This window comes from Kitasatospora sp. NPDC056138, assembly GCF_042264695.1.
Taxonomy (GTDB): domain Bacteria; phylum Actinomycetota; class Actinomycetes; order Streptomycetales; family Streptomycetaceae; genus Kitasatospora.
In genome coordinates, this window is sequence record NZ_JBHJVK010000027.1 from 1 (window position 1) to 20,688 (window position 20,688).

The 20,688-nt window shown below is 73.2% G+C and carries 19 protein-coding genes; 6 read left to right on the plus strand and 13 right to left on the minus strand.

Features of this window, described 5'->3' with window-relative positions:
- The first annotated feature begins 406 nt into the window (after nt 1–406).
- Nucleotides 407–1,837, plus strand: coding sequence for a cytochrome P450 (locus ACFC1R_RS18400; protein ID WP_375939737.1), 1,431 nt, complete (start codon nt 407–409; stop codon nt 1,835–1,837).
- Between the two features lie 47 nt (nt 1,838–1,884).
- On the opposite strand, the gene ACFC1R_RS18405 is transcribed toward ACFC1R_RS18400, so the two are convergent.
- The 4 genes from ACFC1R_RS18405 to ACFC1R_RS18420 all read right to left on the minus strand — a co-directional run bounded on the left by ACFC1R_RS18405 (nt 1,885) and on the right by ACFC1R_RS18420 (nt 6,854).
- A complete protein-coding gene (locus ACFC1R_RS18405; protein ID WP_375939739.1) occupies nt 1,885–3,708 on the minus strand; it encodes an acyl-CoA dehydrogenase in 1,824 nt (607 codons plus the stop codon).
- A 109-nt stretch (nt 3,709–3,817) separates the two neighbouring features.
- On the minus strand, nt 3,818–4,750 hold the full coding sequence (locus tag ACFC1R_RS18410; RefSeq protein ID WP_375939741.1) for a LuxR family transcriptional regulator: 933 nt from the start codon (nt 4,748–4,750) through the stop codon (nt 3,818–3,820).
- A gap of 216 nt (nt 4,751–4,966) precedes the next feature.
- Nucleotides 4,967–5,797, minus strand: coding sequence for a hypothetical protein (locus tag ACFC1R_RS18415; RefSeq protein WP_375939743.1), 831 nt, complete (start codon nt 5,795–5,797; stop codon nt 4,967–4,969).
- An 805-nt stretch (nt 5,798–6,602) separates the two neighbouring features.
- Entirely contained in the window at nt 6,603–6,854 is a 252-nt protein-coding gene (locus ACFC1R_RS18420; protein WP_375939745.1) for an SDR family oxidoreductase, read from the minus strand.
- Nucleotides 6,855–6,940: 86 nt separating this feature from the next.
- Between ACFC1R_RS18420 and ACFC1R_RS18425 the strand changes: the two genes are divergently transcribed.
- The 4 genes from ACFC1R_RS18425 (at nt 6,941) to ACFC1R_RS18440 (ending at nt 10,228) form a co-directional block, all read left to right on the plus strand.
- Entirely contained in the window at nt 6,941–7,996 is a 1,056-nt protein-coding gene (locus ACFC1R_RS18425) for a sigma-70 family RNA polymerase sigma factor (RefSeq protein ID WP_375939747.1), read from the plus strand.
- Between the two features lie 106 nt (nt 7,997–8,102).
- Nucleotides 8,103–8,702, plus strand: a complete 600-nt coding sequence (locus tag ACFC1R_RS18430; protein WP_375939749.1) for a maleylpyruvate isomerase N-terminal domain-containing protein — start codon at nt 8,103–8,105, stop codon at nt 8,700–8,702.
- A 118-nt stretch (nt 8,703–8,820) separates the two neighbouring features.
- The gene (locus ACFC1R_RS18435) at nt 8,821–9,603 is read left to right on the plus strand and encodes a hypothetical protein (RefSeq protein ID WP_375939751.1); all 783 of its coding nucleotides are present in this window, start codon (nt 8,821–8,823) and stop codon (nt 9,601–9,603) included.
- 118 nt (nt 9,604–9,721) lie between these two features.
- Nucleotides 9,722–10,228, plus strand: coding sequence for a peptidylprolyl isomerase (locus tag ACFC1R_RS18440; protein WP_375939753.1), 507 nt, complete (start codon nt 9,722–9,724; stop codon nt 10,226–10,228).
- Between the two features lie 91 nt (nt 10,229–10,319).
- Here the strand turns inward: ACFC1R_RS18440 and ACFC1R_RS18445 are convergent, their stop codons facing one another.
- The 4 genes from ACFC1R_RS18445 to ACFC1R_RS18460 form a co-directional block, all read right to left on the minus strand.
- Nucleotides 10,320–10,934, minus strand: coding sequence for an NAD(P)-binding domain-containing protein (locus ACFC1R_RS18445; RefSeq protein ID WP_375939755.1), 615 nt, complete (start codon nt 10,932–10,934; stop codon nt 10,320–10,322).
- 201 nt (nt 10,935–11,135) lie between these two features.
- Nucleotides 11,136–11,852 carry a response regulator transcription factor gene (locus ACFC1R_RS18450; protein WP_375939757.1) on the minus strand — a complete coding sequence of 239 codons (717 nt, stop codon included), beginning with the start codon at nt 11,850–11,852 and terminating at the stop codon, nt 11,136–11,138.
- 55 nt (nt 11,853–11,907) lie between these two features.
- Complete coding sequence (locus ACFC1R_RS18455) at nt 11,908–12,537, minus strand: TetR/AcrR family transcriptional regulator (protein WP_375939759.1); 630 nt, start codon at nt 12,535–12,537, stop codon at nt 11,908–11,910.
- 64 nt (nt 12,538–12,601) lie between these two features.
- Nucleotides 12,602–16,639: a type I polyketide synthase gene (locus ACFC1R_RS18460; protein WP_375939761.1), complete on the minus strand. Its 4,038-nt coding sequence runs from the start codon at nt 16,637–16,639 to the stop codon at nt 12,602–12,604.
- Nucleotides 16,640–16,948: 309 nt separating this feature from the next.
- Here ACFC1R_RS18460 and ACFC1R_RS18465 point away from each other — a divergent pair, with 309 nt between their 5' ends.
- Nucleotides 16,949–17,623, plus strand: a complete 675-nt coding sequence (locus ACFC1R_RS18465) for a Crp/Fnr family transcriptional regulator (RefSeq protein WP_045303663.1) — start codon at nt 16,949–16,951, stop codon at nt 17,621–17,623.
- Nucleotides 17,624–17,869: 246 nt separating this feature from the next.
- Here the strand turns inward: ACFC1R_RS18465 and ACFC1R_RS18470 are convergent, their stop codons facing one another.
- The 5 genes from ACFC1R_RS18470 to ACFC1R_RS18490 all read right to left on the minus strand — a co-directional run bounded on the left by ACFC1R_RS18470 (nt 17,870) and on the right by ACFC1R_RS18490 (nt 20,655).
- Nucleotides 17,870–18,691: an MBL fold metallo-hydrolase gene (locus ACFC1R_RS18470; RefSeq protein ID WP_375939763.1), complete on the minus strand. Its 822-nt coding sequence runs from the start codon at nt 18,689–18,691 to the stop codon at nt 17,870–17,872.
- The gene (locus ACFC1R_RS18475; protein WP_375939765.1) at nt 18,688–18,876 is read right to left on the minus strand and encodes a hypothetical protein; all 189 of its coding nucleotides are present in this window, start codon (nt 18,874–18,876) and stop codon (nt 18,688–18,690) included. Before ACFC1R_RS18475 ends, ACFC1R_RS18470 begins: the two co-directional genes overlap by 4 nt.
- 143 nt (nt 18,877–19,019) lie before the next feature.
- Nucleotides 19,020–19,880 carry an NUDIX hydrolase gene (locus ACFC1R_RS18480; RefSeq protein ID WP_375939767.1) on the minus strand — a complete coding sequence of 287 codons (861 nt, stop codon included), beginning with the start codon at nt 19,878–19,880 and terminating at the stop codon, nt 19,020–19,022.
- 146 nt (nt 19,881–20,026) lie between these two features.
- A complete protein-coding gene (locus tag ACFC1R_RS18485; RefSeq protein ID WP_045303667.1) occupies nt 20,027–20,497 on the minus strand; it encodes a RidA family protein in 471 nt (156 codons plus the stop codon).
- Complete coding sequence (locus ACFC1R_RS18490; RefSeq protein ID WP_095874066.1) at nt 20,497–20,655, minus strand: DUF4177 domain-containing protein; 159 nt, start codon at nt 20,653–20,655, stop codon at nt 20,497–20,499. The genes ACFC1R_RS18485 and ACFC1R_RS18490 overlap by 1 nt, the downstream gene beginning before the upstream one ends.
- Between the last annotated feature and the right edge of the window lie 33 nt (nt 20,656–20,688).

A 20,688-nucleotide genomic window follows, 5' to 3' on the forward strand; every position in this document is an offset into this window, starting at 1 on the left:
GCCGTCAGCTTCCCCTTGGCGTGCTGCGCCTCGGTCGCCTTCTCACTCGGGCCCCGGCGGACCTTCTCCCGCAGATCGTGCAGCTCGGCCACCCGGTCCTTCGCGGACCCCCCGGTCAGCAAGGTATTCATCAGCAGCTCATCCTGACGTCCGGTCGAATTCAGGGCGGACCGGCGAATCACACCGCATCCGGCCATGAGATACCGAACCGACCATAGGGTCGTCCAGCTGCCACCCCCCAGGATCTGGCAGCAAGATGTCCGGCTGGCAACTAGCTGTCCGGCCGATTGCCGCCCGCCCCGCCGCGCGCTTGAATTCTGCCGAGACCCGGACGTCGCATTCGACTGCGTTCCGCCACGGAAAGGCAGGGGAAATGGCTCAAGCCCGCACCCGGACGAACCCGACGGTGCCGAAGATCAAAGGGCGTCCCGTCATCGGGAACACCTGGGAGTTCAAGCAGGACCGGCTCTCCCTCTTCACCCGCACTTTCCAGGACTGCGGAGACCTCGGCAGCTACACGATCGCCGGACAGGAGCTCTACCTCGCCAACTCGGTCGAGCTGATCCACGAGATCCTGATCCGGCACGGCGGCCTGTTCGAGAAGACCGACCGGTTCCGCTCCTTCGCCCGGCCGCTGCTCGGCGACGGGCTGCTGACCGCGACGAACGAGGAGCACCGGCGCAACCGGCGGATCATCCAGCCCCGGTTCCGGACCGCCGCGGTGAAGACCTCCACCGACGTCCCCGCCCGGGTCGCCCGGACGGTGGCGGCCGGCTGGGCCGACGGCCGGGTGGTCGACGTCCGCCGGGAGATGGTCAAGGTGGTCCTCGGCATCGTCGGCCAGAACCTGTTCAGCCGCGACATCCTCAACGAGGCCGACGAGTTGGGCAACGCGCTCACCGACGCCATCCACGGATTCGACTCACAGGCCAGCGCGCTGGTCCCGCTGACCATCGAGTGGCCGACCCCGGCGAACCTCCGCTACCGGCGCGCGATCGACCGCCTGGAGCGGACCTTCTACGCCCTGCTCTCCGAGCGGCGGGCGATGACCCGGCGGCCGGACGACTGGCTGAACCTGCTGATGGAGACCAGGCACGAGGACGGCGTCCCGATCGGCGACCGGCAGATCAGGGACGAGGCCCTGAACATGTTCATGCCCGGCCACGAGACCACTGCCACCGCGCTGACCTGGAGCTTCCACCTGCTGGCCGGGCATCCCCGGGCGTACGAGCGGCTGCTCACCGAGGTGGACGAGGTGCTCGGGGACCGCCCGGTGACCCTCCAGGACCTGCCCCGGCTCCCCTACGCGCTCCAGGTGTTCAAGGAGGCCATGCGCCTCTACCCGCCCGTCTACATGTTCACCCGGCAGGCGACCGCGGACGTCGAGGTGCTCGGCCACCGCATCCCGGCGGGCACGGCCGTGGTGTTCAGCCCGTACGTGCTGCACCGGCGGGCCGACTACTTCCCCGACCCGGAGCGTTTCGACCCCGACCGGTTCTCGCCCGAACGCGAGGCCCGGATCCCCCGCCACGCCTACCTGCCCTTCGGGGCCGGCCACCGGGTCTGCATCGGGAACCACCACGCGCTGCTCAACGGCCACGTGGTGCTGGCCACCCTCGCCCAGCAGGCCCGGCTGCGGCCGGTGGACGGGCCCGCGCCGGTCGAGGAGCCGATGGTCACCCTGCGCCCGAAGGGCGGGCTGCCGATGCGCGTCGAGCGGCGCGGACGGCCGGACGGCCCCGCCGGGCGGCCGGCTCCCCTGCACCCTGCGGCACCGGAGCCCGCAGCGCCGGAGTCCGCCGCCGGCGGATGCCCCTACGGCGGCGGGTCCGACTGAGCACCGTGCGCGGGGGGCGCGCCTGACAGAGCACCCCCGCGCACGGATCAGAGCGCCGCCTCCGGCAGCTCCATCAGCGAGTGGTCGGTCGCCTCGGTGATCCGCCGCTGCGCGGCCACCTGGGGGAGGACGGTACGGGCGAAGAACCCGGCCACCGCGACCTTGCCCTGGTAGAACGGCCGGTCCTTGGCCGAGCAGGTGGGCAGCTTCGCGGCCGCCACGGCGGCCTGCCGCTGGAGCAGGTAACCGACCACGACGTCCCCGGCCGCGAACAGCAGCGCGGTGGCGCTCTGGCCGACCCGGTACATGTTCCGGGGCTCCTCGGCCGAATCGGTGAGCCGCCCCAGCATCGCGCCGAGCATCGCCTCCAGATCGTCCAGCGCCCCGGCCAGCAGGTCGTGTTCGGCCGAGGCGTCCGAGGCGTCCGAGGTGTCCAGGAACTCCCTGATCTCGCCGGCGAGCGCGGCGAAAGCGAGGCCACCATCCTTGACGATCTTGCGGAAGAAGAAGTCCAGGGCCTGGATCGCCGTGGTGCCCTCGTAGAGGCTGTCGATCTTGGCGTCCCGGATGTACTGCTCGATCGGGTAGTCCTGCAGGTAGCCCGAGCCACCGAAGGTCTGCAGACAGTGGGACAGCTGGTCGTACGACTTCTCCGAGCCGTAGCCCTTGACGATCGGCAGCAGCAGGTCGTTCAGCCGCCGGGCGTCCGCCGCCGGCAGGCCGCTGCGCTCGGCCTCGATGACCCGGTCCTGGACGGTGGCGGTGTAGAGCACCAGGGCCCGCATGCCCTCGACGTAGGCCTTCTGGGTCATCAGCGAGCGGCGCACGTCCGGGTGGCGGGTGATCGGCACCCGGGGCGAGGACTTGTCGGCGAAGGCCGTCAGATCCGGGCCCTGCACCCGGGACTTGGCGTACTCCAGGGCGTTGAGGTAGCCGGTCGACAGCGTCGCGATGGCCTTGGTGCCGACCAGCATCCGGGCGAACTCGATGATGGTGAACATCTGGCGGATGCCGTCGGCCCGCTCACCGAGCAGCCAGCCCTTGGCCGGCCGGCCCGCACCGAAGGTCAGCTCACAGGTGGTGGAGGCCTTCAGGCCCATCTTGTGCTCGACGTTGGTCGCGTAGACGCCGTTGCGCTCGCCGAGCTCGCCGGTCGCCCAGTCGAAGTCGAACTTCGGCACCAGGAAGAGCGACAGCCCCTTGGTCCCGCCACCCGCGCCCTCCGGCCTGGCCAGCACGAAGTGGACGATGTTCTCGGCCAGATCGTGCTCGCCGCCGGTGATGAACCGCTTGACGCCCTCCAGGTGCCACGAGCCGTCGGGCTGCCGCCGCGCCGTGGTCCGGGCCGCCCCCACGTCCGAACCGGCGTCCGGCTCGGTGAGCACCATGGTGACGCCCCAGCGCCGGTCCACCATCCGTTGGGCTATCTGCCACTGCTCCTCGGTGCCGAGCCGCCGGACCACCGAGGCGAACGACGGGAATCCCCCGTACATCCACAGCGCCGGGTTGGCGCCGAGCACCAGCTCCGCCATCGCCCAGAACAGCGACGGCGGGCACGGCGTACCGCCCAGTTCCTCCGCCAGACCGAGCCGCCACCACTCCGCGTCCAGGAACGCGTGGAAGGCGCTCTTGAAACTCTCCGGCAGGGTGACGGAGTTGGTCTTCGGATCGAACACCGGCGGGTTCCGGTCCGACTCGACCATCGAGTCGGCCAGCCGCCCGACGGCCAGCCGCTCCACCTCGGCCAGCACGTTCCGGGCGGTGGCCGGGTCCATCTCGGTGAAGCAGCCGACGCCGTAGCGCTGTTCGGCGCCGAACACCTCGAAGAGGTTGAACTCCAGGTCGCGGACGTTGGACTTGTAGTGCCCCATGGCATCTCCGAGTTCCCGGCCGCTCGCCGCCGAGCGCGCTGCCGAACAGGTGTCACAGCTGACTACTCATCAGTAGTACTGTTCCCGCAGCGAGTTCACCAGAACCGGATCACTGGCCACTTCCTGCCACGGCCCCGGAGGTCGCCGGTTCGAACCGCCCCGCACCCCGCGCCGCCAGCAGGTGGCGATGGCGGACCGGCCGGCCGGACGCGGGCCGGCCGGCCCCTCCGACCGCCGCGGGCCGCACCGGCAGCAGCCCCGCCTCGGCCGCCAGCACACCGGCCTGGAAACGGGACTTGGTGCCCAGCGCGTCCAGGATCTCCGCCACGTACCGCCGGTAGGTGCGGACCGAGACGCGTAACTCGCGGGCGGCCACCTCGTCGGTCGCACCGGTGTGCAGCGATCCGAGGATCCGGCCCGCGAAGTCGTTGCGCACGGAGCGGCCGAGGTCGATCCGGTCGCCCAGCAGCTCCGCGTTGCGCCACGCGCTGCCGAACAGCGCCTGCAGCGCCTCGATCACCACCAGCGACCGCACCACCGACGCCTGCGCGCCGAAGTCGGTCCGCACCACCGCACCCCGACCGTCCACGATGGCCGCTTCCAGGAAGGGGATCCGGGCCACCCTGACCTCCATCGGGTACCCGTCCCCCAACTGCTCCCGGCGGAAACCCTGGTCGAGCGCCGCGTGCGTGCACAGCACCCGGACCCGGATGTCCCGGCCCAGCCCCGACAGCAGCACCTGCAGATCCCCGCAGAGTTCCGCCGCCCGGCTGGCCTCGGCCGCGATCACCACGTCCACGCAGCACTCCACGCCGGTGATCACCTCGACCAGCGCCTCCCGCACCGGCCCGGTACCCGGTTCGAGCGCCTCGACCAGGCGGCTCTTCAGGGACCAGTCCCGGTACCGGGACACCGCCGTCTCGATCAGGCCGCGGACATTGACCAGCGCCCGGCCGAACTCGTCGTCCGCGACCACCGATTCATCACCCCCGGATCCGCCTTCGGCCACCAGCGAATCCGTCTCCCCGTAAGGCTCGACCATTACCGCCCCGCAAGTCGTTACCAGCACCTTTGTTTGGTCGGGCCGATTCCCGTCCCCCGACCGGAATCGGCCCAGCTCGCCACCGGGGACTACCGCCTGCCCCGGCACCGATCACCCCCTGCACCGCACTGCACCGGACCGCACCGGACCGCACCGGACGAAGTGCACCGCGCACACCGCGCCGCGCGCCGCGCGCCGTCCGCCGCGCTCCGTCCGCTACTCGCCGTCCGAGAGGAGTCCCAGCTCGACCGCGCGCGCACCGGCCTGGAACCGCGAGCTCGCGCCGATCTCCCGCATGATGTCGGCCACGTGGCGGCGGTAGGTCCTCAGCGGCACCCCCAGCTCGCGCGCGGCCACCTCGTCGGTCTGGCCCGCCCGGAGCGCCTCCAGGATCCGCCGGCCGACCTCGGTCCGCACCCGCCCGCCCAGGGCCGGCCTGGCCGCCGTACGGGACGCGTTGGCCCAGGCCACCGCGAACAGCGAGGTCAGCGCGCCGACCACGGCGGCGTCCCGGACCAGCGACACCCGGCGCCCCCCGGCGCCCAGGTCCGACCAGACCAGGGCCACCCCGGTGTCCACCACGACGGCCTCCGGCAGGGCGCTGTCGAAGACCCGCACCTCGCACCTGGGGATCCGGCGCGCGGCCTCCCGGGCCGGCTCCTGCCGGATCGCCCGCGGCGAGAAGAGCAGCCGGACCGCCGCCTCCTCGGCCGCCACCTGTTTGGTGCAGGCCAGTGCCGCGCCGAGGATCTCGGCCTCCGAACCGCCCCCGGGCACCACCGCGCTGACGTTGCGGACGGTGCCGACCACGAGGTTTCCGACGGCTTCCTCGAGCGTCGTCTGGTCCTCGATCACCAGCAGGCGCCCCGGTGAACCGCTGCGCCGCCGGTAGGACTCCATGGAGTCGATGAGCGAGCGGGCCTGGAGGAGGGCCTGGTCCACCTCTTCCACCGCACCCAGGAACGCCGCGTCGGCGGGCCGGGGACGGTTCTCCTGCTCCTCGTGACTGAGCCCCTGCTGGTCGGAGTCTCCCCGCTGGGCTTTCACACTTCCCCCCGGCATCATCGTCGATCCCCTCACTCAGCTGCGAACCGAGGAAACCCCGAGTCGGCGCGCAACCGCTGCGGATCGCACCCCACCCTGATTTCACCAAGATTTTCAGAGATATCCGGAGTGCCGAAATCGCCCTGCCGAAAGCGTGTACCCGTTCGCCCCCCACGCCCGGCAGTCAACGCCGCCACTCCCGGCGAACTGTAGACCTGGCCGCCCGTCCCCTTGCTTTCCATCCACGTACCGAGACCGGCAGTGGGCCGGTCCGGATTGGCACTGCTCGGAACCGATCCGGAGGCAGTCCTGCCATCGCCCACTATCACTGCATGACACGCAAAGAATGTGCAACCGACTGGCAGCTTCTTGCCAGATCCGGTGCGGCGGGAACCGCGGTCACTACCGGGCCACCGCGCTGGTCCAGGGCCCTGACCAGCCCCGAAGCCCGCCGCACGGCAGCCGCCACCGGCCGGGTCGAGGACATGACATCCGCCGACCGCCCGCCCGGGATTGCCCGACCCGGCCGTCAATCCCGGTAAGGAGCCGGGTTGTTCGGACAGAGTGGACTCCGGCGCCGCACGTGCCCGGGAATACGAATACCCTTCGGATCCACGCAGGTTCACCAGCTCCACCCCACTCCTCCACCGGAAGACTGCCGACCGCTACGGCGACCGCGTCCCGTGCACGCAGAACAGCGGATGCTCCCGGGGCGATTGGCCAAGTATGGCGTGCCACAGGGCTGCTGTGAACAGTCTTCCCACAGACGGTGGAGGTCGTGTGTGGGAGGACCGCGACGGGGCGCCGCTCAACGGGTGGTGCAACCGCCGCCGGCGAAGACGGTCCGGCCGGTGATCCACCAGCCCTCCACGGCAGGGAACTTCACGACCGGAACGATCTCCTCGATCTTGGTGAGCCGGTCGCCCATGGCCCGGGACTCGTGGAACCCGACCCGCTCCGGCGTCTTTTGACCGTAGAAGAGCGGGGTGTCCACCGGGCCGGGGCCGATGCTGTTCACCGAGATCCCCCGGGCCGCGAACTCCTGCCCGGCGGCCTCCACCCGGACCGGCCCGGTACGGGGGCGGCCGGACTGTCGGTGGCGTCCAGTACGGTGCGTGCCGACGGGAAGTCGACGGGGGGCTATCGATGGCCGATCTCAGGATTGCGGCGGAGGGCGACACGGCGGGCGGTGCCGACCGGCCGCTGGAGCTCCAGCTGGAGTGGCACCGGCGGGAGTTGACCGGGTACTGCTACCGCATGCTCGGCTCTGCCTTCGAGGCCGAGGACGCGGTCCAGGAGACGATGATCCGGGCCTGGCGCGGCCACCGGGCTTTCGAGGGACGGGCGGCGCTGCGCTCCTGGCTGTACCGGATCGCGACCAACGTCTGCCTCGACGCGCTCAACGGCCGCAACAACCGGGCCCGCCCGATGGACCTGGCCGGCCCTTCCACCGTGGCGACGGCGAGCCTCTCCCGGCGCCCCGAGGTGACGTGGATCGGCCCGGTGCCCGACGGCCGGGTGGTGGCGGGCTCCGGGGACCCGGCGGAGATCGCGGCGCAGCGCGAGTCGGTCCGGCTGGCGTTCGTCTCGGTGCTGCAGCGGCTGGCGCCGAAGCAGCGGGCGGTACTGATCCTCCGCGAGGTGCTCGGCTGGCCGGCGAGCGAGGTCGCCGAACTGCTCGGCACCACGGTGGCCTCGGTCAACAGCGCGCTGCAGCGGGCCCGTTCGACGCTGGCGGCGCAGCAGCCGGCGGCCACCGACCCGGTCCGGCCGATGGACCAGGAGCAGACCGCACTGCTGGCCCGCTACGTCGCGGCCTTCGAGGGCTACGACATGGACGGGCTGGCCGCGCTGCTGCACGAGGACGCCACCCTGTCGATGCCGCCGTACGAGCTCTGGCTGCGCGGGCACGCCGACATCCGCGAGTGGCTGCTCGGTCCCGGCAGCGGCTGCCGGGGCTCCCGGCTGGTCGCGACCACGGCCAACGGCACCCCCGCCTTCGGCCAGTACCGGCCGAGTCCCGGCGGCGGCCACGAGCCGTGGGCGCTCCAGGTGATCGAGATGTCGGCGGGCCGGATCGTCGGCCTCAACTCCTTCCTCGACACCGAGACCCTCTTCCCGCTCTTCGGCCTCCCCGGCCGCCTGGACGCGGCCCCGGGCGAGGCCCCGTCCGCTCCGTCAAGGCGTGCTCCTCGTACGTGACCTCCGGCCTCCGGCCGGGCAGGCCGTCGGCGGCCACCGGCCGACTCGTAGACTCGACCCGACAGGGGAGGTTTTGATGAATCGTCATATCAATGCGAACAGCCGGATGTTGACCGATCTGTGGCACTCCTGGGCCGAACGCGGGGCGCAGCTGGGGCCCGACGACTGGACGGCCCCCACCCGGCTGCCCGGCTGGTCGGTGCAGGCGCTGTTCGCCCATGTCGCGCCGGACCCGGAGTTGTTCGGCCAGTTGAGGGGCGCCCTGACCGAGGAGCCGGCCGCCGTCACCAGCGGGGCGGAGGTCCTGCGGATCTACAACCGGCCCGGCGGCGTCGCCCATGTCGCGGCCCCGGCCATCGAGGAGCAGGCCCGCCAGGCGGCCGGGGCGCTGTCGCCGAAGGAGCTGGTCGACCGGTTCGCCGTCGAGGGACCGGAGGCGTTCGCCGCATTCGCGGACGTACCGCCGACCGCCGTGGTCGCGCATCCGATCCTGGGCACGGTGACCTTCGGGGCGCTCGGCGAGATCGCCGTCATGGAGGCCACGGTCCACCTGCTCGACCTGATCGCGGCGGTCGGTGGTCCGCCGCCGCCCGCCGCCGCCCTGGAGGCGACCCGCGGCCTGCTGGCCGGCGTGCCCGACCCGGTCGCCTTCATCGAGTCCGCGGCCGGCCGGACGGACGAACAGGTGCTGCCCGTCATGAGGTAGCGGTCCTGCCGCGTACGCCGGCCGGTCCGGGGCCGCGGCCCGGGAGCAGCCCGCCCCCGGGCCCGCTCGGCCGCCGTCTTCAGGTTGGCTTCAGAAACGGTGTGGGATTCTGCGGCCCATGACGACCGCCCAACTCCGGCAGAACGGCCCGCTGTCCTCCGCCCGGCACACGATGAGCAAGGTGCCGGAGGTGACGGCGCTCTTCTGGATCATCAAGGTGCTCACCACCGGGATGGGCGAGACCGCCTCGGACTACCTGGCGCACGTGATGGACCCGATGGTCGCGGTCGCGCTCGGCGGTGTCGCCCTGGTGGCCTCGCTGGCGGTGCAGTTCGCCGTCCGCCGGTACGTGGCCTGGATCTACTGGACCACCATCGTCATGGTCAGCGTGTTCGGCACGATGGCCGCCGACGTCCTGCACGTCGGCCTCGGCGTGCCGTACCTGGTGTCCACCCCGTTCTTCCTGCTCGCACTGGCGGCCGTCTTCGGCGTCTGGTTCGCGACCGAGCGGACGCTGTCGATCCACAGCATCCACACCCGGCGGCGCGAGGTGTTCTACTGGGCCACCGTGCTGGCCACCTTCGCGCTCGGCACCGCGGCGGGCGACCTGACCGCGACCACCATGGGCCTGGGCTACCTGGCCTCGGGGATCGCGTTCGCCGTGCTGATCGCCGTTCCCGCCGTCGCCCACCGGTGGCTGCGCCTCGGTGCGGTCCCGTCCTTCTGGATCGCCTACGTGCTGACCCGCCCGCTGGGCGCCTCGTTCGCCGACTGGATGGCGGTCTCGCACGATCGCGGCGGTCTCGACCTCGGCCTCGGTCCGGTCACCGCGGGCTGGACGGTGGCGATCCTGGCCCTGGTCGGCTACCTGGCGGCGACCCGCAAGGACGTCTCCGGCTGACCCCGCCCGGTACCGCCCGGGGCCGGGGCCCGGCGCGGCACGTTCGGGAGGATCCCCCGGGACGCGGGGCGGTCCGTGACAAGCTGTTCCCTACTTACCCACCGAGTAAAGGGAAACCATGACCACGGTTCGGCTCACCACCAACTTCGGCGACATCGACCTCGAACTCGACTCGGCCAAGGCCCCGAAGACCGTCGAGAACTTTCTGTCCTACGTCCGCAGCGGGCACTACGACGGCACGGTCTTCCACCGGGTGATCAAGGACTTCATGATCCAGGGCGGCGGCTTCACCGAGGGCATGTCCCAGAAGCCGACCCAGGCCCCGGTCCAGAACGAGGCCGACAACGGGCTGACCAACGTGGCCTACACCGCCGCGATGGCCCGCACCAGCGACCCGCACTCGGCCACCGCCCAGTTCTTCATCAACCTGGTCGACAACGGCTTCCTCAACTTCACCGCGAAGAACACCCAGGGCTGGGGCTACACCGTCTTCGGCAAGGTCGTCGCCGGCACGGACGTCGTGGACCGGATCGGCTCGGTCAGCACGGGCAGCAAGGGCGGCCACGGCGACGTCCCGAAGGAGTCGGTGGTGATCGAGAAGGCCGAGGTCGTCTCCGCCGGCTGACCGTGCGCCACCCGGCGGCGCGGGGAGCCGCACGAGCGGCCGTGCACCTCCGCAGCGGGCCGGCCGCACGGCTTCCCCGCGCCGCCGGTGTTCAGGGCCGGCCGTTCGCGCCGCGCTGACGCGGCACGCCCTCCCGGCCGCCGGCGGCCGTGCAGCCGCCGGGCGGGGCGCCCACCGCACAGCCGCCGGCGGCGGTCTGCCGCACCCTCGGCAGGAAGGTCCCGTAGAAGGAGGCGGCGGCGTCGGCGCAGCGCGCGGTCAGACCGGTGACGACCTTCGGCTGCCCGAGGGCGGGATCGTCCCACCGGGGCGACCAGGCCAGCCGGAAGTCCGTGCCCGCGGCCAGACCGGACCGCTCCAGGCTCGGCCGCACCACCTCCTCGGCGATCCGGGGGCAGCCGACGGACTCCAGCGCGATCAGCGCGCCCGGCCGCAGGTGCCGGCTCACCGCCTCCGAGGCGCACCTGACCGCCGAGAGGTCGAACGCGCCGTCCCGGGCCTGCGGCACCGCCGCACAGATCGCCACGGTCCCCACGGTGCCGAGCACCCGCTCCTTTGTGGTCGCGGCGAAGCCCTCGCGGAGCATCCGGTCCACCGCCTGCTCGTCCCGGTCGAGGAGCACGACCCGCCATCCCGCACGGCACGCCGTACGGGCGAGCGCGCGGCCGACGCCGCCGAGCCCGAGGACGACCAGCCCCTCGCGCACCGTCCCCTCCCCTCTGTCGGGCCTGCTGTCAACTGTCCTGCCAAGGAGGCCGGTTCGGCGGTCGATCGATACCGTCGAGCCGGTCGGGGGCCGGAGGGACCCGGGCGGCCCGGGCGGCCCGGGGCTTCAAGGGGCGCTCGCACCGTCTCGGGTCACCGTGTTCCCGGCCCCGCGGCGCGCCACGGGCCCGCCGCACCCCGGTCAGCCGTGGCCGAACCGGAAGCCCACTCCCCGTACGGTGACGATCCAGGTCCCGGCGCCCAGCTTGTTGCGCAGGCTGTTGACGTGGGTGTCGATCGTCCGGCTCCGGCTCACCTCGGCGTTGCCCCAGACCTGACGCTCGATCTGCGCCCGGGGGACCACCGCGTCGGGCTGCGAGGCGAGCAGGTGCAGCAGGTCGAACTCCTTGCGGGTGAGCTCGACCGGCCGGCCGGCCACGCTGACCTCCCGGCAGCCCGGCTCGATGTGCAGCGCACCGCGGGTGATCGTCCTGGCGACGGCGGGACGCGGCCTGACCCGTCGCATCACGGCCTCCATCCGGGCGATCAACTCCAGGAAGCCGTACGGCTTGACCAGGTAGTCGTCCGAACCGGCCTGGAGGCCGAGCACCCGGTCCAGCTCGGTGCCCCGGGCGGTCACCGCGATCACCGGGGTGTCACCGGCGGCCCGGATCTCCCGGCAGACCTCCAGGCCGTCCAGGTCGGGGAGGTCGAGGTCGAGCAGCACCATGTCGGCGCTGCGGTAGGCCCGGAGCGCCTTGCCGCCGGTGTCCGCCCAGAGGGCCTCGTGGCCGTGCCGGCGCAGGCTCTGGACCAGGTGCCCGGCAGCGCGCGGGTCGCTCTCCACCACCAGGACACGCCAACCGTCCCGGCCTGCCGATCCGTGCTGCACCGACGGTTCGACCTGTTCTCGCGGCATTGACTCCCTCATGCCCACATCGCCCTGAGGCGCTCTCCTCCCGAGGCGGTCGGCCTCAGCAGGAGCACGCGTCGGGGCTCCTCCTGATGCCGTTCAGGACGATGGCCAGGATCTCGTCCAACTCGCTGTGCAGGGGCCGCTGCTCCTCGGCCCTCGTCCAGCGGTAGAGCGCACCCAGGTAGGTGTCCCGCAGGATGTTCCCGACCCGGACCGCGTCGATGTCGGGGGCGAACTCCCCTCCGGCCCGCCCCCGTTCGACGATCTCCGCGAAGATGAGCGCGGCGTACGGCTCCTCCAGCAACGGCTGGCCCGCCTGCACCCAGGCCTGCAGCATGGCCGGCGTGGTGTGCCGCTCCTCCTCGTTGATCCGGCTGAGCACCGTCATGCAGCGCTGCAGACGGAGCTCGAACTCGCCCCCCTCCGCGTACACGTCCCCCTCCAACTCGGCCTTCAGCCGCGCGCGCCGTCGCTCACCCCACTCCGTGATGAGGTCTTCCTTGCGCTGGAAGTGGTTGAAGAACGTCCCCCGCGCGACATCGGCACGCTCGGCGATCGCATCGACCGACGTGGCGTCGTAGCCCTGCTCGGCGAAGAGCTCCAGGGCGGCCTGGTAGACCCGCTCCCTGATCCGCTGCTTGTTGCGCTCGCGCCGCCCCGGTGCCGCTGTCGCGGTCGGCCTCTCCATCCGCTGCATCTCCCCTGCGCCTCGGTGGTGCTACCGGCCGACCGCTGACAGCCCCCTGGGAAATTTATACCAGAACACAATCTTGGCCTGCAGTACATATTTGATCCGAAGCATCCGATACCAGCGCGGCGCAGAGCTCGGCCACGCTCTCCGGCCCCAGCAGCCGGTCGGCCGAGACCGGCACCGCGCACTCCTGTTCCAGCCGGCGGCGCAGCTGGACCGCCATGATCGAGTCCAGCCCCTGCTCCCGCAGCGACCTGCGCCGGTCCAGCCGCGCCACCGGCAGTCCCAGCACCGCGGCGACCCGGGCCAGCACCGCGTCCTGACCGACCGCCGGCGGCTGGGGTGCCTCCTGCCCGGACGTCACCGGCCGCCCGGTCCCGGCCGGCGCCGGGAGCTGCGGCGGCACCCGGCCCGGTTCGACCGCGGGGACCGCCCCGAACAGCGCGGGAACGGCCGCGGCTCTGGCGGTCCTGCCGGTGAGGCGGTGCAGCGTGATGCCGGAGAACTCCGCCAGGACGCCGCCGTCCGCGTCGATCAGCGTGACGTCGGCCCGGTCGGGACCGTCCTGGTCGGCGGGGGTGAACCGGGTCAGGCTCCAGTAGTCGGCCGGCAGTTCCGGCACGGCCAGGCTCACCCTGGCCATCCCGGTCGGCACATAGGTGCTCCCGTCGGCGTCGGCCGCCCCGGCGCCCGGCAAGGTGGCCAGCAGCGGCTGGAGCGCCGCCTCCCAGTGCGCGCCCTGCCGGGCGACGCCGTGCCGGGCGTCGTCGCGCGCGCTCCCGCCCGCGCCCTCGGCCGTCCCCCAGCCGCCCGCCGTGTTCGGGCGGGACATCCGGGCCACCGACTCGCCCTCGGTGCGCCACATCCGCCGGACGGTCCGCAGGTGGGGCGGTATCTCGTACCCCCGTTCGCGCGCGACGGCCAGGAAGGCGTCCGCCGAAAGGTAGCCCGTGCACCGGGTGAGCGCGCTGTCCAGGCGGTTCTCGTGCCCCGACGGCAGCCGACCGCCGTCGGGGGCTCCCGCCCGCAGCCGGGCGTGCAGCCCGAAGACCGCGTCGCCGCCCGGTCCCACCGCGTGCACGGTGGTCTCCCACGGCTCGGCCCCGGCCCGGCGGGCGGCCGCCACCGGCCGCCAGCGCACCCGCAGCCCCTCGGCCCAGCTCTCCTCGACCAGTTCCGAGCCGAAGCGGACCTCCTCCAGCACCCACCGGCCCTCGGCGCCGGGCGCACCGGCGGCACGGCTCAGCGCGGCCAGCAGGTACACCGCCCCCGGCAGCGGCATGCTGCCCCGGAAGGCGGTCCCGCCGACCCGGCCGAGCGGCAGGAACACGCTCCGCTCCGGCGACCCGGCCCGCCGCGGGCTCCGCTCGGCCGAAGCGGGCTCCTCCCGGTGCTGCTCGGTGTCCCAGGCGTAGGTCGGCAGCGGCGCCCGCCGGGTGCCGGGGCCGTACCAGCGCCGCCAGTCGACCCGGGTGCCGTGGGTGAAGAGCCGGCCCGCCGCTCTGGCCATCGCCGACGTCTCCGACTGCTCCCGGTACAGGCTCGGCACCACCCGGGGCACCGCCCCGGCGGCCGCCAGACTCTCCTCGGTCGCGGCGGTGAGCAGCGGGTGCGGGCTGATCTCCAGGAAGACGTGCTCCCCGCGCCGGGCCAGTCCGGCCACCGCTTCGGCGTACCGCACGGGCCTGCGCAGGTTGTCCATCCAGTACCCGGCGTCCAGCTCGCCGCCCTCGACGGGGCGGCCGTGCACGGTGGAGAACAGTTCGAGGGTGCCGGGCCCCGGCCGCAGGTCCGCGAGCGCGGCGAGCAGGTCCTCGCGCAGGACGTCCATGCCCGGCGAGTGCGAGGCGACGTCCACCTTCACCGGACGGCAGAAGACCCCGCGGGCCCGCAGGTCGGCCGCGATCCCGTCGAGCACCTGCCGGTCACCGGCCAGCACGCTGGACGAGGGGGAGTTCTCAACGGCCAGCGCCACCTCGGGTCCGGACCGGTCGGCCAGCGCCCGCGCCTGGTCACCGGGCAGTTCGACCACCAGCATCGCGCCCCGGCCGGACAGCCGGGCCATCAGCGCGCTGCGACGGCAGATCACCGCGGCCGAGTCCGCCACCGTCAGGGCCCCCGCGACCCGGGCGGCGGCGCTCTCCCCCATGCTGTGGCCCAGGCAGGTCCGCGGCTCGACCCCGTGGCTGCGCCAGACCTCCGCCAGCGCCACCTCCATCGCCCAGAGCACCGGCTGCACCGCCGCCACCCCGCCGCCCACCGCACCGTCCCCGGCGGCCAGCGCCGCCAGCGGCGACCAGCCGGTCTCGGCCCGGACCGCCCGGTCGCAGTCCTCCATCGCCGCCCGGAAGGCCGGCCACTGGGCCAGCAGCTCGCGGCCCATGCCCACCCACTGGGAGCCCTGGCCGGGGAAGACGAACACGGTCGGCGCCCCGTCCGCCGCCGGTTCCGCGCCGAGCGCGCCGTCCGGCGTCTCCTCCCCGTCGGCCAGCGCCCGCAGTGTCTCGGCCAGCCCGTCGTGGTCCGCCCCGACCGCCCACAGCCGGTACGGCTGCGCATCGCGGCGCAGCGCGGCGCTCGCGCACACGTCGCGCAGCGGGTACCCGCGTCCGACTCCCGCCAGGTGCCCGGAGTACGCGCGGGCCAGCTGCCGCAGCGCCCGGGGCGAGCGCGCGGAGAGCACCAGCAGCTCGGGCCGGCCCGGCGTGGCGGCCTCCGGCGCAGCCTCCTCCGGCACGGCGTTCTCCGACACGGCGTTCTCCGGCTCCGGATCCGGATCGGCCGCGGGCTCGTACGCCCCGACCACGACGTGCGCGTTGGTCCCCGAGAGGCCGAAGGAGCTCACTCCCACCAGCGCGGTCCGCCCGGCGGGCCGCAACGGCTGGTTCGCCTCGGCGAGGCGCAACGGCAGCGTGCCCTCGGCGAGCAGCCGGTGCGGGGTGCGGTAGTGCAGCGAGGCGGGCACCCTGCCGTGCTTCGCCATCAGCACCGCCTTGATCAGCCCGGCGATCCCGGCCGCCGCCTCGGCGTGCCCGATGTTGGACTTCACCGACCCGATCAGCAGCGGGCGGTCCGCCGGCCGCACTCCGTCCAACGCCTCGGCCAGGGCGGTCAGCTCGACCTCGTCCCCGGCCACCGTCCCGGTGCCGTGCGCCTCGACGTAGTCCAGCTGCGCCGGGGTGATGCCCGCGCTGTCGCAGGCCGCGCGGAGCATCGCCACCTGCCCGTCGACGGCGGGGCGCAGCAGGAAGCCGCTGGCCCGCCCGTCGTTGGTGACGGCACTGCCGAGCAGCAGGGCCTGCACCTCGTCGCCGTCCCGCAGGGCGTCCGCCAGTCGCTTGAGCACCACCACGCCGATGCCCTCGCTGCGGACGAAGCCGTCCCCGGCGGCGTCGCCGAACTTGCACCGGCCGTCGGCGGCGAGCATCCCGGCCTGGGAGTACGCCACCGCGTCGTCGGGGGCCAGGATGATGTTGACGCCCGCCGCGAGCGCCAGGTCGCTCTCCCCGGTCAGCAGGCTCTGCCGGGCGGAGTGCACGGCGACCAGCGAGGACGAGCAGGCGGTGTCGGTGACGACGCTGGGACCGCGCAGGTCCAGCGCGTAGGAGAGGCGCCCGGCGGTCACGGCCCGGATCCGGCGCCCCGCGGAGTCGTGGATGCCCCGCCTGGACAGCGGCTGGGGCAGGTCCGCGTACTCGGCGGTGGCCTGCCCGACGAAGACCCCGGACCGGCTGCCCGCCAGCGAGGAGGGGCGGATGCCGGCGTCCTCCAGCGCCTCCCAGGCGACCTGGAGCAGCAGCCGCTGCTGCGGGTCCATGGTCCTCGCCTCGGCGGGCGAGATGCCGAAGAACCCGGCGTCGAAGCCGAAGACGTCCGCCAGGAAGCCCCCGTGCCGCGACACCGTCTTGCCCGCGGTGCCGGGTTCCGCCTGGTAGTACGCGTCGATGTCGAAGCGGTCCACCGGGACGGGCGTCACGGCGTCCGTGCCCGCCATGAGCAGCGACCAGTACCGGTCCACCCCCTCGGCCTGCGGAAACCGGCATCCCAGGCCGACCACCGCCACCGGCTGGTTGAGCTCTCCTCGCCTGCCACTCCCCATAGCCACAGATCTTCCCGTTCCGAAGGACGACTCACGTCGATACATGTTCTACAGTCCAAACATGGACTGGACTGCATGTTATTGGTCCAGTCCAGACCTCGACAGCGCCGCCTTGACCTTCTCTTTACCGGACGTGTACGGACGCTCAGCGGTGCCACACCCAGGATTCGAAGGTCACGGTGAGTACAAATGGCCGCGTACCGCGCCCCGCGCCCCACCCCCTCCTCATATGATCGGAGCGACATGCGTCATCCTTGGTGATGCAGTCTTGACGAGAAGGACCGCCCCACACCCAGCAGGAGGAAGCTCGTGGACGACGTTCTGCGGCGTGCCGCGCTCTTCGCGGCTCTCGACGACGACCAGGCCGCCGAGCTGCGCGCTTCCATGACCGAGGTGACACTCGCCCGTGGCGAGTCGCTGTTCCACGAGGGCGACCCGGGCGACCGGCTCTACGTCGTGGTCGAGGGCAAGGTGAAGCTGCACCGCGCCTCGCCGGACGGCCGCGAGAACATGCTCGCCGTGCTCGGCCCCAGCGAGATGATCGGCGAGCTCTCGCTCTTCGACCCGGGTCCGCGCACCGCCACCGCCACCGCCCTCACCGAGGTCAAGCTCCTCGGTCTCGGGCACGGCGACCTGCTGCCGCTGCTGCACGCCCGCCCCGAGGTGTCGATCGCGCTGCTCCGGGCCATCGCCCGCCGCCTGCGCCGGACCAACGACGTCATGTCCGACCTGGTCTTCTCCGACGTCCCCGGCCGGGTGGCCAAGGCGCTGCTCGACCTCTCCCGCCGCTTCGGCGTGCAGTCCGAGGAGGGCATCCACGTCGCCCACGACCTCACCCAGGAGGAGCTCGCCCAGCTGGTCGGCGCCTCCCGCGAGACGGTCAACAAGGCGCTCGCCGACTTCGCCGGGCGCGGCTGGCTCAAGCTGGAAGCCCGCGCGGTGGTCCTGATGGACGTCGAACGGCTCTCCCGCCGCTCCCGCTGAGGCGTCTCACAGCCGCGGCCCCACCGATCCCCGGGGCCGCGGCTCGGCCGTGCCCACAGGCCGACCGATCCCCCGGGGGCGGGAGAGCACCGCGCCGCGCGACCTGCCGGTGGGCCGGCCGCTCCGCCCCATCGGCAGGTCGCGCGGCGCACTCGTCGCAGCGGGCCGGGTCGGCTGCGGGAGGCCCCGCCGCGCCGTGCGGGTCCCCACCCGGCTGAAGACCTCCGGCCCGCCTCGGGTCCCGCCTCAGATCAGGCCGTGGTCCTCCAGGTAGCCGAGCTGGGCCCGGACCGACAGCTCGGCGGCCGGCCAGAGCGCCCGGTCCACGTCCGCGTACACCCGGGCGACCACTTCCGCGGCCGTCCGGCAGCCGTCCTCGACCGCCGTCTCCACCTGGGCGAGCCGGGTGGCCCGGTGGGCCAGGTAGTAGTCGACCGCGCCGAGCGCGTCGGCGAGCACCGGACCGTGCCCCGGCAGCACGGTCCGTACGCCGTGGTCCGCCGCCATCGTGTGCAGGCGGCGCAACGAGTCCAGGTAGTCGCCGAGCCTGCCGTCGGGGTGGGCGACCATCGTGGTGCCCCGGCCGAGCACGGTGTCACCGGTGATGATCGCGCCGTCGGCGGGCAGGTGGAAGGTCAACGAGTCCGCGGTGTGCCCCGGCGTGGCGACCACCCGCAGCTCCAGGCCGCCGATGTCGAGCACCTGGCCGCCGTGCAGCCCCTCCGATCCCAGCCGGTGCGCCGGGTCGAGGGCCCGGACCTCGGTGCCGGTCAGCTCCGCGAACCGCGCGGCGCCCTCGGCGTGGTCGTGGTGGCCGTGGGTGAGCAGCGTGAGGACGACCCGCTTGCCCCGCTGCTCGGCGGCGTCGACGACCCGCCGCAGGTGGCCCTCGTGCAGCGGACCGGGGTCGACGACGACCGCGAGGTCGGAGTCCGGCTCGGCGAGCAGCCAGGTGTTGGTGCCGTCCAGGGTCATCGGCGACGGGTTGGGCGCCAGGACGCAGAGCGCCCGGGAGGTGGCCTCGCCGCCGATGGTGGCGGCGGGGTCACCCGGCAGGAGACCGCTCACCGGCTGCCCTCGCTGATCCGGATCAGTGTGCGCGACGGCAGCTCACGCACCAGTCGGCGCTTGCCGGGCCCTTCGACCCACACGGCGGACTGGCCGGCCAGCGTACGGGCCGGGAGCGGACGGGTCAGCGGGTCACCGCCGGGCTGGGCGTGGGCCGGGCGCAGAGCCACATCGTCGTGGTTCATCGGGCGGGGTTCCTTCCTGGGTTCGCGGATCGACTGCGGATCGCGGACGGCGGCACCGGTGCCGTCGGCCGGTTCACAGCGGGTCACGTCGGAGACCGACGGTTCACGGCGGGTCACAGCGGTTCATGGCGGGTCACAGCGGGTCACGGCGGGAAGTGGCCGTCGATGGTCAGCTCCTCGTACCCAGACCATCGCACCGTCAGCCGGTCACCGGCCACCGTGGCCCGGCCGAGGACGGGTTCGATCCGCCGGGCAGCCGCCGCCGTGAGCGCCTCCTGGGCCGTCCGGACCGGCAGCAGCTCGCGCAGCACCGTCAGGGTGGGCGGCAGCATGCCGTACCGGCCCTCCGCCTGCCCCTGGACGGCCTCCCCGGGCGGCAGCCAGGCGACCCGGTCGGCCTCGCCGACCTCGACCGCCGCCCGCTGGCCGGGCGGCAGCGCGGCGACGAAGAACCAGGTGTCGTACCGGCGCTCCTCGAAGGCCGGGGTGACCCAGCGGGCCCAGGCGGCCAGCAGGTCGCTGCGCAGCAGCAGCCCGTTGGCCTGCAGGAACTCGGCGAAGGAGAGCTCGTGCGCCTCCAGGGCAGCCCGTTCGGCGCTCCAGTCGCGGGGTGCGGCGGTGCTGTGGGCGTCGGGTCCGGCCAGCAGGACGCCGGCCTCCTCGAAGGTCTCCCGGACGGCCGCGCAGACCACCGCCTGGGCGGTGCGGGCATCCACCCCGAGCCGTTCGGCCCACTCCTGCGGGGAGGGCCCGGCCCACGCCGGCTCGGCGTCGGCGTCCCTCGGGTCCACCCCGCCGCCCGGGTAGGCGTACATCCCGCCCGCGAACGCCATCGAGGTGCGGCGGCGCAGCAGGTACACCTGCGGGCCCCGGGCCCCGTCGCGCAGCAGTACCACCGTGGCCGACGGCTTCGGCACGGGCGGGGTCAGTTCGCCGGAGTCGACCGCCCGGATCCGGGCGGGCCAGGACGGCGGCATCGGGAGCGACGGTGCTCGATGATCCATGCCCGGATGCTAAGCGGGCAGGGCCCGGCTTGGACAGAGGTCCGGGTCGGACAGCGGTTCGCCCGTCGGCGCCGACGGTGCGGGCCACGGGCCGGACGGCGGCCGGGGTCGGACGACTGCCGACCCCGGCCGCGCTGCTCCGCAGGTCAGGCGCCGGCCTTGACCCGCACCTGGATCTCGACCTCGACCGGGGCGTCCAGCGGCAGGACCGCGACGCCGACCGCGCTGCGGGCGTGCACGCCGGCCGCGCCGAGCGCCTCGCCGAGCAGCTCGCTGGCGCCGTTGATCACACCGGGCTGACCGGTGAAGTCGGGGGCGGAGGCGACGAAGCCGACCACCTTGACGACCTGCTCGATCCGGTCCAGGTCACCGATCACGGACTTCACGGCGGCCAGTGCGTTGAGCGCGCAGATCTGCGCGAGCGCCTTGCCCTCCTCCGGGGTGACCTCGCCGCCGACCTTGCCGGTGTGCTGCAGCTTGCCCGCCACCATCGGCAGCTGGCCGGAGGTGAACACGTACTCGCCGGAACGGATCGCCGGGACGTACGCGGCCACCGGCGGGGCCACCTCGGGGAGGGTCAGACCGAGCTCGGCCAGCTTCTCCTCAACCTTGCTCATCAGCTCTTCTCCCGCTTGAGGTAGGCAACCAGCTGCTCGGGGTTGTTCGGCCCCGGAACGACCTGGACGAGCTCCCAGCCGTCCTCGCCCCAGGTGTCGAGGATCTGCTTGGTGGCGTGCACGAGCAGCGGCACGGTGACGTATTCCCACTTGGTCATGGCGCTGACTCTAGACGAGGACCGGCCACTGCT